The organism is Rhodococcus sp. NPDC060084, assembly GCF_042730335.1.
In the GTDB taxonomy this organism is placed as follows: Bacteria; Actinomycetota; Actinomycetes; order Mycobacteriales; family Mycobacteriaceae; genus Rhodococcus.
Genome location: NZ_JBHWWX010000005.1, coordinates 107,930 through 121,089, shown reverse-complemented (window position 1 = coordinate 121,089; position 13,160 = coordinate 107,930). Strand labels below are relative to the sequence as shown.

At 66.8% G+C, this 13,160-nt stretch carries 15 protein-coding genes; 6 read left to right on the top strand and 9 right to left on the bottom strand.

Features of this window, described 5'->3' with window-relative positions:
* Nucleotides 1–66: 66 nt before the first annotated feature.
* From ACFWBU_RS04885 to yhjD, 3 genes are all read left to right on the top strand, one after another.
* On the top strand, nt 67–888 hold the full coding sequence (locus tag ACFWBU_RS04885) for an exodeoxyribonuclease III (protein WP_378527666.1): 822 nt from the start codon (nt 67–69) through the stop codon (nt 886–888).
* A gap of 110 nt (nt 889–998) precedes the next feature.
* The gene (gene trpS, locus ACFWBU_RS04880; RefSeq protein ID WP_296548979.1) at nt 999–2,039 is read left to right on the top strand and encodes a tryptophan--tRNA ligase; all 1,041 of its coding nucleotides are present in this window, start codon (nt 999–1,001) and stop codon (nt 2,037–2,039) included.
* A gap of 16 nt (nt 2,040–2,055) precedes the next feature.
* Nucleotides 2,056–3,090, top strand: a complete 1,035-nt coding sequence (gene yhjD / locus ACFWBU_RS04875; protein WP_378527665.1) for an inner membrane protein YhjD — start codon at nt 2,056–2,058, stop codon at nt 3,088–3,090.
* A 117-nt stretch (nt 3,091–3,207) separates the two neighbouring features.
* On the opposite strand, the gene ACFWBU_RS04870 is transcribed toward yhjD, so the two are convergent.
* The 4 genes from ACFWBU_RS04870 to sdhC are packed head-to-tail and all read right to left on the bottom strand — an operon-like array spanning nt 3,208 to nt 6,603.
* Nucleotides 3,208–3,987, bottom strand: coding sequence for a succinate dehydrogenase iron-sulfur subunit (locus tag ACFWBU_RS04870; protein WP_169619877.1), 780 nt, complete (start codon nt 3,985–3,987; stop codon nt 3,208–3,210).
* Complete coding sequence (gene sdhA, locus ACFWBU_RS04865) at nt 3,987–5,738, bottom strand: succinate dehydrogenase flavoprotein subunit (RefSeq protein ID WP_169619876.1); 1,752 nt, start codon at nt 5,736–5,738, stop codon at nt 3,987–3,989. The genes ACFWBU_RS04870 and sdhA overlap by 1 nt, the downstream gene beginning before the upstream one ends.
* 15 nt (nt 5,739–5,753) lie before the next feature.
* Nucleotides 5,754–6,194, bottom strand: a complete 441-nt coding sequence (locus tag ACFWBU_RS04860; RefSeq protein WP_169619875.1) for a succinate dehydrogenase hydrophobic membrane anchor subunit — start codon at nt 6,192–6,194, stop codon at nt 5,754–5,756.
* Nucleotide 6,195: 1 nt separating this feature from the next.
* Nucleotides 6,196–6,603, bottom strand: a complete 408-nt coding sequence (gene sdhC / locus ACFWBU_RS04855; protein WP_169619874.1) for a succinate dehydrogenase, cytochrome b556 subunit — start codon at nt 6,601–6,603, stop codon at nt 6,196–6,198.
* A gap of 252 nt (nt 6,604–6,855) precedes the next feature.
* Between sdhC and ACFWBU_RS04850 the strand changes: the two genes are divergently transcribed.
* Genes ACFWBU_RS04850 through ACFWBU_RS04840 form a run of 3 tightly spaced genes read left to right on the top strand, consistent with a single transcriptional unit; the run spans nt 6,856 to nt 9,680 of the window.
* Nucleotides 6,856–7,275, top strand: coding sequence for a cytidine deaminase (locus tag ACFWBU_RS04850; protein ID WP_296548984.1), 420 nt, complete (start codon nt 6,856–6,858; stop codon nt 7,273–7,275).
* Nucleotides 7,268–8,551 (top strand): thymidine phosphorylase, encoded by a 1,284-nt coding sequence (locus ACFWBU_RS04845; protein ID WP_296548985.1) that lies wholly within the window; start codon nt 7,268–7,270, stop codon nt 8,549–8,551. The genes ACFWBU_RS04850 and ACFWBU_RS04845 overlap by 8 nt, the downstream gene beginning before the upstream one ends.
* 46 nt (nt 8,552–8,597) lie before the next feature.
* The gene (locus ACFWBU_RS04840) at nt 8,598–9,680 is read left to right on the top strand and encodes an adenosine deaminase (RefSeq protein ID WP_169620005.1); all 1,083 of its coding nucleotides are present in this window, start codon (nt 8,598–8,600) and stop codon (nt 9,678–9,680) included.
* 24 nt (nt 9,681–9,704) lie between these two features.
* On the opposite strand, the gene ACFWBU_RS04835 is transcribed toward ACFWBU_RS04840, so the two are convergent.
* The 5 genes from ACFWBU_RS04835 to ACFWBU_RS04815 all read right to left on the bottom strand — a co-directional run bounded on the left by ACFWBU_RS04835 (nt 9,705) and on the right by ACFWBU_RS04815 (nt 13,065).
* Nucleotides 9,705–10,931: a primosomal protein gene (locus ACFWBU_RS04835; protein WP_169651657.1), complete on the bottom strand. Its 1,227-nt coding sequence runs from the start codon at nt 10,929–10,931 to the stop codon at nt 9,705–9,707.
* A gap of 57 nt (nt 10,932–10,988) precedes the next feature.
* Entirely contained in the window at nt 10,989–11,288 is a 300-nt protein-coding gene (locus ACFWBU_RS04830; RefSeq protein ID WP_169619870.1) for a YbaB/EbfC family nucleoid-associated protein, read from the bottom strand.
* A gap of 51 nt (nt 11,289–11,339) precedes the next feature.
* Nucleotides 11,340–11,645 carry a hypothetical protein gene (locus ACFWBU_RS04825; RefSeq protein ID WP_169619869.1) on the bottom strand — a complete coding sequence of 102 codons (306 nt, stop codon included), beginning with the start codon at nt 11,643–11,645 and terminating at the stop codon, nt 11,340–11,342.
* Between the two features lie 71 nt (nt 11,646–11,716).
* Nucleotides 11,717–12,694 (bottom strand): C40 family peptidase, encoded by a 978-nt coding sequence (locus ACFWBU_RS04820; RefSeq protein ID WP_169619868.1) that lies wholly within the window; start codon nt 12,692–12,694, stop codon nt 11,717–11,719.
* On the bottom strand, nt 12,691–13,065 hold the full coding sequence (locus tag ACFWBU_RS04815; protein WP_296548988.1) for a type VII secretion target: 375 nt from the start codon (nt 13,063–13,065) through the stop codon (nt 12,691–12,693). The genes ACFWBU_RS04820 and ACFWBU_RS04815 overlap by 4 nt, the downstream gene beginning before the upstream one ends.
* Between the last annotated feature and the right edge of the window lie 95 nt (nt 13,066–13,160).

Here is a 13,160-nt window from a genome sequence, read left to right as displayed (position 1 = left end):
TCGCGGGGTTCGTCGGGGCGTGGCGGGAGCCACGAACGAGGACGCCGTGCGTCGGACTCGTCCGACATGTCGGATACGGTGACCGCCGTGTCGCTCATCATCACCACCGTGAATGTCAACGGCGTCCGCGCTGCCGCCGGCAAAGGCCTGCTGGACTGGTTGGCCGGGACGGCAGCCGACATCGTGTGCCTGCAGGAGGTGCGCGCCACCGAGCAGCAGTTCCACGCCGCGATCGCGCCCGCGCTGGAATCCGGCTGGCACTGTGTCGGAGCCGAATCGTCGGCCAAGGGACGTGCGGGTGTGGCGATTCTTTCCCGCATCCCGGCCGACGCGGTGCGTGTGGGATTCGACGCCGAGGAGTTCTCGGCGGCGGGCAGGTACATCGAAGCGGATTTCGGTGCCGTGACCGTGGGCAGCCTCTACCTGCCCACCGGGGAGGCGCAGACGCCCAAGCAGGACGACAAGGAGCGCTTCATGAAGGGCTTCGGGGCCTACCTGGCGGAGCGGTCGGCGGCCGTGACGGCCCAGGGCAGGGACATGGTCGTGTGCGGGGACTGGAACATCGCCCCCACGGAGCGCGACATCAAGAACTGGAAGGGCAACGTCAAGAAATCGGGCTTCCTTCCGGGCGAGCGAGCCTGGGTGGCCGAGTTGCTCGACGCCGGGTGGCGGGATGTGGTCCGCGACGTGCACGGCGACGTGCCCGGGCCGTACTCGTGGTGGTCGTACCGCGGTAAAGCCTTCGACACCGACGCGGGGTGGCGGATCGACTATCACCTCGTGACCGCGGCCCTGGCCGCGCGCGTGACCGATGCCCGAGTGGAACGTGCCGCAACATACGCCGACCGCTGGTCGGATCACGCACCCGTGACGGTGACCTTCTCCTGACGCTCTCCGACGAACCCTCGACGCTCGGCTGACGCACCCCTGACGCATCGCAGGAGCGCAGGCGGACCTCGGTGGCATCACCGAAACCGATTCGTGAAATTATCGAGCACATGTCGAGCACCGCAGATTCGAACACCACGAAGCCGAAGGCACGCCCCCGCGTGCTGTCCGGCATCCAGCCCACCTCGGATTCGTTCCACCTCGGGAACTTTCTCGGTGCGCTGGCGCAGTGGGTTCCCGCGCAGGACGAGAACGACGCGTTCTACTTCATCCCGGATCTGCACGCGATCACCGTTCCCTACGAACCCAAGCTTCTCCGCAAGCGCGTCCTCGTCTCCGCCGCACAGTTGCTCGCCATCGGGATCGACCCGGAGAAGTCCGTGCTGTTCGTGCAGAGCCAGGTGCCCGAGCACGCCGAACTGTCGTGGGTTCTGAGCTGTATCACCGGGTTCGGTGAAGCCTCGAGAATGACGCAGTTCAAGGACAAGGCTGCCAAGCAGGGCACCGACCACGCGGGCGTCGGGTTGTTCACGTACCCGATTCTGATGGCCGCCGACATCCTGCTCTACCGCGCCAGCCACGTTCCGGTGGGCGAGGATCAGCGCCAGCACCTCGAACTCACGCGCGACCTCGCTCAGCGGTTCAACTCCCGTTTCGGCAAGACCTTCGTCGTACCCGAGCCGATGATCGTCAAGGAAACCGCCAAGATCTACGACCTGCAGGACCCGACCTCGAAGATGAGCAAGTCCGCCGCGACCGACGCCGGCCTGATCAATCTTCTCGACGATCCGAAGGTGTCCGCGAAGAAGATCCGCTCGGCGGTGACCGACAACGAGCGCGAAATCCGGTTCGATCGTGAGACCAAGCCGGGCGTCTCGAACCTGCTCACGATCCAATCGGCCCTGTCCGGGCGGAGCATCGACGACCTCGTCGCGGGTTACGAGGGCAAGGGTTACGGCGATCTCAAGGCCGACACCGCCGAGGTGCTCACCGAGTTCGTCACTCCCATTCGCGCGCGCGTGGACGAGTACCTGAGCGACGAGGCGGAACTGCTCCGCATCCTCGATCACGGCGCGGATCGTGCGCGAGAGGTTGCGTCCCGCACGCTGGCTCAGGTCTATGACAGGGTGGGATTCCTGCCCCGAAAGTAGATGAAGGAGTGCCTTGATGGCCGGCGAGCCGGACGGCGACAAGAAGCCGAGTTTTCTCGAGCGTCAGCGCGCCGCACATCCTTCGTTCGACCGGCTGATGCGGGCAGCCGACCGTTATCAGAGCCAGAAAGGTGACTACTACGCCGCCGGACTGACGTATTTCACGGTGCTCGCGATCGTCCCGATCATCATGGTCGGGTTCTCTCTCGTCGGTTTCGTGCTCGCCGGGCGTCCCGAGTTGCTCGACGACGTTCGCGACGTCATCGCTCAGAACATCCCGGGAGAACTCGGCGGCACAGTCCAGGACCTGATCGACTCCGCTATCAACGCGCGCAGCACGGTGGGTCTCATCGGCTCACTTACCGCGGTGTACGCCGGGCTCGCGTGGATGTCGAATCTCCGGGACGCCCTGACGGCGATGTGGGACTACGCCCGGGACAAACCGAACTTCGTGATCGTCAAGCTCAAGGACGGTGCGGCGCTTCTCGGTCTGGCCCTGGCGATGGTGGTGTCGCTGGGCTTGTCCGCGGTCAGCAGCGGCCCGATCATGCGCCGGGTGGTCGAGGTGCTCAACCTGCAGAACATCGTCGGTATCGGAGTGGCGCTGCGCATCGCGGCGCTGCTCTTCTCGATCGCCGCGACCGCGGCTGTGTTCACCTGGGTGATCGCGCGGCTGCCGCGCGAACCCGTTGCCTTCCGCAGCGCGATCTTCGCCGGAACGCTCGCCGGAATCGGATTCGAGCTTCTCAAGCAGGCCGGTTCGCTCTACCTCGAGAGGGTGCTGGTCGGGCCTGCCGGTGTCGCGTTCGGTCCGATCCTCGGCCTGCTCGTGTTCGCCAATCTCACCGCGCGCCTGATTCTGTTCTGCACCGCTCTCGCGGCATCGTCACGCGCGAATCTCGCGCTGGCACACCGTCCCCCACCCGAGTCCGCATTCATCTCGCCGCGACTCGAGGTCCACGAGGGGCTCGATGCGCGACGCGGTGTGGCGATCTTCGGGGCCGGCGTCCTCGGTGGTGTTCTCGCGGCGGCGCGCCTGCGCCGCAAGTGATCCCGGAGACGCGCCGACGTTGCACGTGAGGGTGCGGGCGCGTCTGCGACGCACGGACAGACGGCAGCGCGGGCCCGTCCCCGAGGGGCCGGACCCGCGCTGCGCGGTGTGTGCGTGTCAGCGAGCGAACATCAGCGCGCGCTTGACTTCCTGGATCGCCTTCGTCACCTGGATGCCACGAGGGCAGGCGTCGGTGCAGTTGAAGGTGGTGCGGCAACGCCACACACCTTCCTTGTCGTTGAGGATGTCCAGACGCTCGGCAGCACCTTCGTCACGCGAGTCGAAGATGAAGCGGTGAGCGTTGACGATGGCAGCGGGACCGAAGTAGCTGCCGTCGCTCCAGTACACCGGGCACGACGTGGTGCAGCAGGCGCAGAGGATGCACTTGGTGGTGTCGTCGAACCGCGCACGGTCGGCCTGCGACTGGATGCGCTCGCGGGTCGGCTCGTTGCCCGTCGTGATGAGGAACGGCTTCACGGCGCGGAACGCGTCGAAGAAGGGTTCCATGTCGACGATCAGATCCTTCTCGACCGGCAGGCCGCGGATGGGCTCGACGGTGATGGTGACCGGCTTGCCGTCCTTGGGGAGCATGTCCTTCATCAGGATCTTGCACGCCAGGCGGTTGACGCCGTTGATCCGCATCGCGTCGGAGCCGCAGACGCCGTGTGCGCAGCTACGACGGAACGTCAGGGTGCCGTCGAGGTAGCCCTTCACGTACAGCAGCAGGTTGAGCATCCGGTCCGTGGGGAGCGCAGGCACCTGGAACGAATCCCAGTGCTGGCCCTTGTCGTCCTCCGGGTTGAACCGTGCGATCTTGAGCGTGACCATCACGGCGCCCTCGGGAACAGGAGGCAGATCCGCGGCGGCGGTGTCGTTGATTCTTTCGACAGTTGTCATCAGTACTTCCGCTCCATCGGCTCGTACCGTGTCTGGACCACTGGCTTGTAGTCCAGGCGGATATCGGAGATAAGGTCCTCACCTACTTTGTACGCCATCGTGTGCTTCATGTAATTGGCGTCGTCGCGGTTCGGGTAGTCCTCGCGAGCGTGACCGCCGCGGGACTCCTTGCGGTTGAGAGCACCGACCACGGTGACCTCGGCCATTTCCAGAAGGAAGCCGAGTTCGACCGCCTCGAGCAGGTCGCTGTTGTAGCGCTTGCCCTTGTCGTGGACGGTGATTTCCTTGTAGCGCTTCTTCAGCTCGTGGATGTCGTCGAGCGCCCGGGTGAGGGTTTCCTCGGTGCGGAACACCGACGCGTTGTTGTCCATCGTCTGCTGCAGGTCGCTGCGGATGTCGACGACGCGTTCCTTGCCGCCGGCGTGCAGGATCCGGTCGAGCCACTCGTCGACGTACTTCGTCGGGGCCTCGGGCAGCTCGGCGAACTCGTGGCTGTTCGCGTACTCGGCAGCTGCGATACCGGCGCGACGGCCGAACACGTTGATGTCGAGCAGGGAGTTGGTGCCGAGACGGTTGGCGCCGTGGACGGACACGCAGGCGCATTCGCCGGCGGCGTAGAGGCCCTTGACGACGTCGGTGCTGTTGCGCAGAACCTCACCGTCGACGTTGGTGGGGATGCCGCCCATCACGTAGTGGCACGTCGGGTACACGGGGACCAGTTCGGTGACCGGGTCGACGCCGAGGTAGGTCCGCGCGAACTCGGTGATGTCGGGGAGCTTCTCCTCGAGAACGTCCTCACCGAGGTGGGTCACGTCGATGTAGACGTAATCCTTGTTCGGTCCGGCACCGCGACCCTCGAGCACCTCGAGGACCATCGACCGGGCGACGATGTCGCGGGGCGCGAGGTCCTTGATGGTGGGCGCGTAGCGCTCCATGAACCGCTCACCGTCGGCGTTGCGGAGGATGCCGCCCTCGCCTCGGACTGCTTCCGAGATAAGGATGCCCAGGCCCGCGAGGCCCGTCGGATGGAACTGGTGGAACTCCATGTCCTCGAGCGGCAGGCCCTTGCGGAAGATGATGCCCATGCCGTCACCGGTGAGGGTGTGCGCGTTGGAGGTCGTCTTGTACATCCGGCCCGAGCCGCCCGTGGCGAACACGATCGACTTGGCGTGGAAAACGTGGATCTCGCCGGTGGACATCTCGTACGCGATCACGCCGGTCGCGACGGGGCCGTCCGGTGTCTCCGTGAGGGCGATGTCGAGCGCGTAGAACTCGTTGTAGAACTCGACGTCGTGCTTGACGCAGTTCTGGTAGAGCGTCTGGAGGATCATGTGGCCGGTGCGGTCGGCGGCGTAGCAGGCGCGGCGAACCGGAGCCTTGCCGTGATCGCGCGTGTGGCCACCGAACCGGCGCTGGTCGATCTTGCCTTCGGGGGTGCGGTTGAAGGGCAGACCCATCTTTTCCAGGTCGAGCACCGCGTCGATGGCTTCCTTCGCCATGATCTCGACCGCGTCCTGGTCGGCGAGGTAGTCGCCGCCCTTGACGGTGTCGAAGGTGTGCCATTCCCAGTTGTCTTCCTCGACGTTCGCGAGGGCTGCGCACATGCCGCCCTGGGCTGCGCCGGTGTGGCTGCGCGTCGGGTAGAGCTTGGTGAGTACCGCGGTGCGGGCGCGGGGACCGGCTTCGATGGCCGCGCGCATGCCGGCGCCGCCGGCGCCGACGATGACTACGTCGTAACGATGTTCCTGCATGGAGTTCTAGCTCCCCTAGCTCGCGGTGATGTTGGGGTCGAAGGTGAAGATCACGTAGGTACCCAGGCCCATGATCAGGATCATCGACACGAGCAGAATCGTGTTGAGCCAGAAACGGGTGGAGTCCTTGCGTGCGTAGTCCGCGATGACGGTGCGCAGGCCGTTACCGCCGTGCAACTGCGCAAGCCAGAGCATCGACAGATCCCAGATCTGCCAGAACGGGCTGGACCAGCGACCCGCGACGAACGCGAAGTTGATGCGGTGCACGCCGTCGTCGAGCATCAGCATGATGAACAGGTGACCGAGCACCAGAATGATCAGGGCGAGGCCGGAGAGGCGCATGAACAGCCACGCGTAGAGCTCGAAGTTGTTGTTCGAGACGCGACGCGGCGAGCGCGGATTGTCCAGGCTCGCGGGGCGGTCGTGCGAGGTGCCCAGGGTCTTTGCTTCGGTCATGTCAGTGCCCCGCAAACATGTTGTAGAAGATGCGTCCGGCCGCGGGGATCATCACCACGAACCAGATCGCGAGAATGGTCCAGAGCATCACTCGCTGGTACTTCGGGCCCTTGGACCAGAAGTCGATGAGCATGACCCGCAGACCGTTCAGCGCGTGGTAGAGCACCATCGCGACGAGACCGAGTTCCATGAGACCGACGATGGGGTTCTTGTAGGTCTCGATGACGCTGTCATAGGTCTCGGGATTGACCCGGACGAGTGCCGTGTCCAGGACGTGGACGAATAGGAAGAAGAAGGTCGCCACGCCGGTGATCCGGTGTAGAACCCAGGACCACATGCCGGGGTCCCCCCGGTAAAGCGACCGTGTGCGCCCCGCCTGTGCGGGGGCGGCTTCAGTCGTGCTGCTCATCGAGTGCTGTGCCTCCAACGTCAATGGTGGACGCGTCGAGCCGTTCATTACTGTCGGGGAATACCGCAGCACGGGCTCGACGAACCGGAACCGACTTGGTTCGACTCTAAACCCAACGCAAACCCGGGAACTAATCTCATCCCCGATTCGTACGGCCCCCAAATAACAAGTTAGGTATGCCTTTCCAACTGTGACGGCGACCGGTGGGGGTACCGCAACGTTGCCTGTACCACCGTGACAGGATGATCAACCATGCCGGACATCGACTGGAAAATGTTGCGCGCCAAAGCACATGACGTTATGACCCGTGCCTATGCGCCCTATTCGAACTTTCCCGTCGGGGCGGCGGGCCTTACGGTCGATGGTCGCATGGTCACCGGGTGCAATGTGGAAAATGTCTCACATGGGCTGGGACTTTGTGCCGAAACTGTACTCGTCGGTAACTTGTTTTCCGAAGGTGGCGGGCGTCTTCTCGCCGTGACCGTGTGCGACGCGCGAGGCGAAATTCTGACGCCCTGCGGACGCTGTCGCCAACTCCTCCTCGAACACGGCGGACCCGGTCTCGTCGTCGACTCCGCTCCGCATCCGCGGACCATGTCCGAATTGCTTCCCGATGCCTTCGGTCCCGAGCAACTCGCGGCCGTGCGGGTCGAGCGAGGCCGCGATGCCTGACATCATCGGCATCATCCACCGCAAGCGTGACGGACACGAGCTTTCCGGCACCGAGATCGACTGGGTGATCGAAGCGTTCACCCACGGCATCGTCGAGGACGCGCAGATGTCCGCGCTCGCGATGGCGATCTGGTTCCGGGGGATGACCCGCGCGGAGATCGCCCGGTGGACCACCGCGATGACCGACTCCGGACGTCGGCTCGACTTCACCGGACTCGGCCTGCGCACCGTCGACAAGCATTCGACCGGCGGGGTCGGCGACAAGATCACCTTGCCGCTCGCTCCGCTTGTCGCCGCGTGCGGCGTCGCCGTTCCGCAGCTGTCCGGCCGGGGTCTCGGCCACACCGGCGGCACCCTCGACAAGCTCGAGGCGATTCCGGGGTGGCGCGCCGATCTGAGCACCGTCGAGATGGCCGAGATACTGACCGACCCCGCCGTCGGAGCGGTCGTGTGCGCCGCGGGCGCCGACCTCGCTCCCGCCGACCGCAAGCTCTACGCGCTGCGCGACGTCACCGGGACGGTCGAATCGATCCCGCTCATCGCCAGTTCGATCATGAGCAAGAAGATCGCGGAAGGCGCCGGCGCCCTCGTGCTCGACGTCAAGGTCGGCACCGGTGCCTTCATGACCGAACTCGGCGAGGCACGCGAACTCGCACGGATCATGGTCGAGCTCGGTAGCGACGCCGATCTCCCGACCACCGCGTTGATCACCCGGATGGACACTCCGCTCGGACGTACCGCGGGCAACGCCCTCGAAGTGCGCGAGGCGGTCGAGGTGCTCGCCGGGGGAGGGCCCGGCGACGTCGTGGAACTCACCCTCGCCCTGGCTCGGGAGATGCTGGCAGCCGCAGGGATCGACGATGTGGACCCGGCCGAGCGGTTGCGCGACGGCAGCGCGATGGACCGGTGGCGGTCGATGATCGCGGCGCAAGGCGGCGATCCGGACGCACCCTTGCCGACCGCGACGCACGCCGAGACGCTGTATGCCGACGCAGACGGTGTGCTCGCCGAACTCGACGCTCTCGCCGTCGGGAAGGCGGCGTGGCGGCTCGGCGCCGGACGAGAACACCAGGGCCAGGCCGTGCAGCCGGGCGCGGGGGTCGAACTGCACGCCGTCGTCGGCGACACCGTCCGCAAGGGACAACCCGTCGCGACGCTCCACACCGACACGCCCGGGCGGTTTCCCGCCGCGCTGGGTGCGTTGCGTGGCGGGCTCAGCGTCTCCGAGACGGCGCCGCCGCCGCGCCCGCTGATCGTCGAGCGGATCACGCCGTAGCGGACTACCGTCCCGAAACATGAGTGACGAGTCGGTGGTTCCCGGAATGTTCGACGGCAGGGCCGAGTCGGTGAAGCTCGCGCCGAAAGTGCTCCTGCACGACCACCTGGACGGCGGGCTGCGTCCCGGGACGGTTCTCGAACTCGCCGACGCGTGCGGCTGGTCGCTTCCCGCCGACACCGAAGACGACCTTGCCCGCTGGTTCCGGGAGTCGGCCGACAGCGGCACCCTCGTCCGGTACCTCGAGACGTTCGAGCACACCGTCGCGGTGATGCAGACGCCGGAAGGTCTCGAGCGCGTGGCACGGGAATGCGTGATGGACCTGGCGGACGACGGGGTCGTGTACGCCGAGGTCAGGTTCGCGCCCGAACAACACCTCGAGCGCGGACTAACGCTCGACGAGGTGGTCGAGCATGTCCTCGAAGGCTTCCGCGCCGGCGAGTCGGAGGCGCGTGCCGCCGGGCGCCCCATCATCGTCGGGTGTCTGCTCACGGCGATGCGCCATGCCGCGCGATCCCGGGAGATCGCAGAACTCGCGGTCCGGTTCCGTGACCGGGGAGTGGTGGGTTTCGACATCGCCGGCGCGGAGGCCGGTAATCCGCCCAGCCGCCACCTCGATGCCTTCGAATACACGCGAGCAGCCAACGCGCACTTCACTATTCATGCGGGCGAGGCATTCGGTCTGCCGTCCATCCACGAGGCCGTAGCTTTCTGCGGTGCCGACCGGCTCGGTCACGGCGTCCGCATCCTCGACGACATCGTGCTGGGCGAGAACGGCGAGCCACGGCTCGGGCTGCTGGCGAGCTACGTCCGCGACAAGCGCATCCCGCTCGAGCTGTGCCCGAGTTCCAACGTGCAGACCGGGGCCGTGCTGACACTCGCGGAACATCCGTTCGACCTGCTCGCGCGGTTGCGTTTCCGCGTCACCGTCAACACCGACAATCGGTTGATGAGCGACACCACCATGACCAAGGAGATGGTGCAGCTCGCCGACACGTTCGGGTACGGCTGGGCCGACCTCGAGCGTTTCACGATCAACGCGATGAAGTCGGCGTTCCTGCCGTTCGATCAGCGGCTCGCCCTGATCGACGACGTCATCAAACCGGGTTACGCCGTCCTGATCGGCTGAGCGGGCCGAAGCGGTGCGAACGCGTCAGTTCTTGTTCAGCCGTGCTTCGAACTCGCGCTCGAGTTCACGCCACGCGAGAGCTTCGGCGTCGAACGGTGCGCTCGGAGCGAGGCGGCCCGGGTCGGGTTCGAGAACGTAGTTGACGAACCATCCCAGCTCCGTGGATGCCGCGAGGGCCGCTTCGGTGCTGTCGTCGTTCGCGTAACCGGCGGCGTCGGTGAACAACTCGACGGCGAGCTCGAGTTGTTCCGGGTCGACGGCGGCGATGCCCTCGGCGATGTCGTCGGCGATGCCCGTGAGCACGTAGACGTTGTCGTCGATGACGGCGACCTCGAGCGACCCGTCCACCGCAGCGATCCGGATCTCCTCGTACGTTTCGAGCTGGGACATGTCGTGGTCGTGGTTGTCGGCGAGATACCGCGCGAGAACACGCTCGGACGGGAAGACGAAGATCCGTCCCTCCTGCCCGAGGAACACCGCGTCGTCGTCGAGGTAGCAACGCAGGGTGAACCACGTACCGTCCGACGTGATGATCTTGATGGGGTCGATGCCGACGGAGGCCCAGAAGTCGTCTTCGTCGTCGTCGAGGAACTCGTACTCGTCGTTGTCGACCTCGTCCTGGACCGTGTCGTCGGCTTCCAGTTCGTTCTCGTCCGAGGCCACCAGTTCCGACTCGATCTCGGCCACGACCGCCTCGTCCACCGCGGGCGTGGTCACCACGGCGTCGAGTGCGTCGATCACCGCGTCCCAGTCTTCGGCGATCGCGGTGCCGATGCTGTTCCACAGCTCGTGTCCCTCGCGGCCCGCGACGGCCGACGCGCCGTGGCGGAGCAGGGTATCGACTTCGGTCCGCTCGAAGAACTTGGTGACGACATCGAGTTCGCACACGTCGCCGAGGATGCTGACGATGTCGAACGTGTCCTGCAGTTCGGAGATCGACTCGGCGTCGGGATCGGCGGCCGCGAGTTCCGGTACGCCGATCAGGTCGTACGAGTGCGCGTCGTCGGGTTCGAACTCGACAGCGGCGAGCTTGGCGACCACGGGCCACGCGGGATGCTCCACGAGATCGTTGTCGCCACCGGAGCGGACGAACGCCACCATCGCGGCCACGCTCGGGAATCCGTACAGGTCGTCGCCGTGGCCGAGAAACGCCTCCCATTCGTCGTCGCCCTCACGCCAGCGCGGTGCCCACAGGGTCACGAGGTCGCCGTCGGTGAGACCGAGCTCTATCGGGACGATGTCTCCAGCCATGGCGCGAAGCCTAGCCATGTCGCCGCCGAGAATATAGCCGGGGTGGCAAGCAGCACGTCATCGAAGCGCACCCCGAAGGTCGTCGACGAGTGCGACCCGCTGTGCGGCGGCTGCCTCGGCCGCCGCATGGACTGTCGTGAGGATCGATGCCGCGAGCTCTCGCGCGTCCATGCGGCATGCTGCTTCCTCCAGCCGAAGATCCGCGAGGGCGCCCGTCCCGTCGACGCGCGCGGCGATCCGGCCGTCCGGACTCTGCGCGGTCGCCCGGATGCCGTGTATCCCTTCCAAGGTGCTCTCGAGAGCGTCGAGTTTCGTGCGGACGCGATCGACGATCGCCGTCACCTGCTGTTCACTCATCGGTGGTCCCCCTTGTTCTCGTCGGATTCGGGCGTGCGGCTTCCGGCTCGGTCACGACCGGTGGGCGGCCCGCGCGTCGCCGTACGAAAAATGCCGCATCCGGTCGAGCACTTCGCGTGGGACGCCCTGTTCGTGCAGTTCTCGGTGACGGAGCGTCGCGGCTTCCTGTGCGGCGACGCGATTCAGGGCGAGGATCTCGTCGGCGAGCGCACCCGCGCCGTAGCGAAGTTCGCGGGGATCGATGCGCAGCTCGACCGGGAGGCCGTCGTCGGTGGTCCGCACCGAGATCGTGCCCGCGCGATTGTGGGCGATCGCGGTGATCGGGGCGGTCGGCGGAACGGGAGTCGTGAGATCCATATCCGGTTGGACGCAGGGACTGCCCGGGTGGTTCCCGGCCCGGACGATTCCGGTCGGCCGGCGTACACCGTTCACGCAGTCGTCGGCCGGTAGAACCCCTGGAACGCCATGCCGCCGTTGCCGGTGCGGATCGGGGTGACCGCGACGGGATCGCCTGCTTCCACCATCATTCCGTTGCCGACCACCATCGCGACGTGCCCGTCCCAGACCGCGAGGTCGCCCGGCAGGACCGATCCCGGATCGACGCGTTGCCCGACGTCCTGCTCCTGCGCCAAGCGTGGGATCTCCACGCCCGCTTCGGCGTAGGCGTACTGCGTCAAACCGCTGCAGTCCAGTCCGCTGCCGGGCGACGTGCCGCCCCACAGGTACGGCGTGCCCTGCTGCTCGAGCGCGCGGCGGACGGCCGTCGCCGCGGCGGCATTGGGGGCGGTGCTGACGCTGCCGTCGGGAAGGACCACCTCGGTTCCGGTGTCCCCGGATCGGCTTCCCACCATCGCGTGCGCGGCGGGGTCGGCCGCGGACGGCGCGTCCACCGGGGTGTGCTCGGGGAGCAGCGCGGTCAGCCGGTCGGTGAGATCCGCGAGGGTCGACACGACCCGGGTGAGCACCCGCAGACCCTCGGCGATGTGCTCGACCGCGACGGTGAGCAGCATCAGCTGACCGTGCGGCAGACCCGCCACGGGTGCCGCCCGATTCGCGAACGCGAGGAACGAGTCGACGAGCCGTTGGAGTTCGGCGGTGCCGGTCGCGACGGTGACCGTCGCCTCCAGCGCGACGGCCGCGATGCCGAGTCCACGGTCGGCGGCCACCAGGACATCGGACACCACCCGTTCGGCGCCGGCGACGGCATTCTCCGCGGCGGGCCCTGTCCACGCCCACGCAAGCTCGGCGACGGCGTCCCGCCCGGCCGCATGAACCTCCTCCGCGAGTTGTGCTCCTACCCGTAGGAGGGCGCCCGGATCCGGTGCCGGGGCAGAAGCGGAACCGAAGGCGTCGAGCAACTCCCTCAGGGGCGCTGTCAGCAGGTCGCCGCCGACGGCCGCGATCACGCGTCGTCCTGCACGGCCAGCAGTCGACGCGCCACCGCGTCGACCGAACGCTCGTATGCCGCCGCCGACGCCGTTGCTGCCGCACTCATCCCGGCGAGGGCGCCGCCGAGGCGATCGAGGTCGCGTCCGTGGGCGTCGTGCGTCGCAACGAGCGCGGCGAAGAACGTCGCACCCACGGGGCCGAGCACCGGACCGAGCAGGGCGGGGTCACCGTCCCGGGTGTGTGCTGCCGCACTGTGCATGCGTTCGGCCAGTGCGGCAGCCCGGTGCCCGAACGCCGCGATCGTCGCGGTGTCGGCGCGGACCGCCACCACGGTTCCTTCGTGCGGTCCGCCGCCGAATTGCCGGTCCCTGTCGAGTTCTTCCGACACTCGTCCCCCCGTGGTCGATTGCGGTGTCCACCGTCACGTCGAGTGCGGCGCGAGGTGGACATTCCTCATCGGGGTTCGACGCATAGCGGACGGGT

What these genes read in the sequence shown, in the direction of transcription:
- sdhC (WP_169619874.1), bottom strand. Translation starts at nt 6,603, where the DNA reads ATGAGCAGCACGACTGAAGCCGCCCCCGCACAGGCGGGGCGCACACGG.
- yhjD (WP_378527665.1), top strand. Translation starts at nt 2,056, where the DNA reads ATGGCCGGCGAGCCGGACGGCGACAAGAAGCCGAGTTTTCTCGAGCGT.
- ACFWBU_RS04825 (WP_169619869.1), bottom strand. Translation starts at nt 11,645, where the DNA reads ATGGATCTCACGACTCCCGTTCCGCCGACCGCCCCGATCACCGCGATC.
- ACFWBU_RS04850 (WP_296548984.1), top strand. Translation starts at nt 6,856, where the DNA reads ATGCCGGACATCGACTGGAAAATGTTGCGCGCCAAAGCACATGACGTT.
- trpS (WP_296548979.1), top strand. Translation starts at nt 999, where the DNA reads ATGTCGAGCACCGCAGATTCGAACACCACGAAGCCGAAGGCACGCCCC.
- ACFWBU_RS04845 (WP_296548985.1), top strand. Translation starts at nt 7,268, where the DNA reads ATGCCTGACATCATCGGCATCATCCACCGCAAGCGTGACGGACACGAG.
- ACFWBU_RS04835 (WP_169651657.1), bottom strand. Translation starts at nt 10,931, where the DNA reads ATGGCTGGAGACATCGTCCCGATAGAGCTCGGTCTCACCGACGGCGAC.
- ACFWBU_RS04860 (WP_169619875.1), bottom strand. Translation starts at nt 6,194, where the DNA reads ATGACCGAAGCAAAGACCCTGGGCACCTCGCACGACCGCCCCGCGAGC.
- ACFWBU_RS04830 (WP_169619870.1), bottom strand. Translation starts at nt 11,288, where the DNA reads ATGAGTGAACAGCAGGTGACGGCGATCGTCGATCGCGTCCGCACGAAA.
- ACFWBU_RS04885 (WP_378527666.1), top strand. Translation starts at nt 67, where the DNA reads ATGTCGGATACGGTGACCGCCGTGTCGCTCATCATCACCACCGTGAAT.
- ACFWBU_RS04870 (WP_169619877.1), bottom strand. Translation starts at nt 3,987, where the DNA reads ATGACAACTGTCGAAAGAATCAACGACACCGCCGCCGCGGATCTGCCT.
- sdhA (WP_169619876.1), bottom strand. Translation starts at nt 5,738, where the DNA reads ATGCAGGAACATCGTTACGACGTAGTCATCGTCGGCGCCGGCGGCGCC.
- ACFWBU_RS04840 (WP_169620005.1), top strand. Translation starts at nt 8,598, where the DNA reads ATGTTCGACGGCAGGGCCGAGTCGGTGAAGCTCGCGCCGAAAGTGCTC.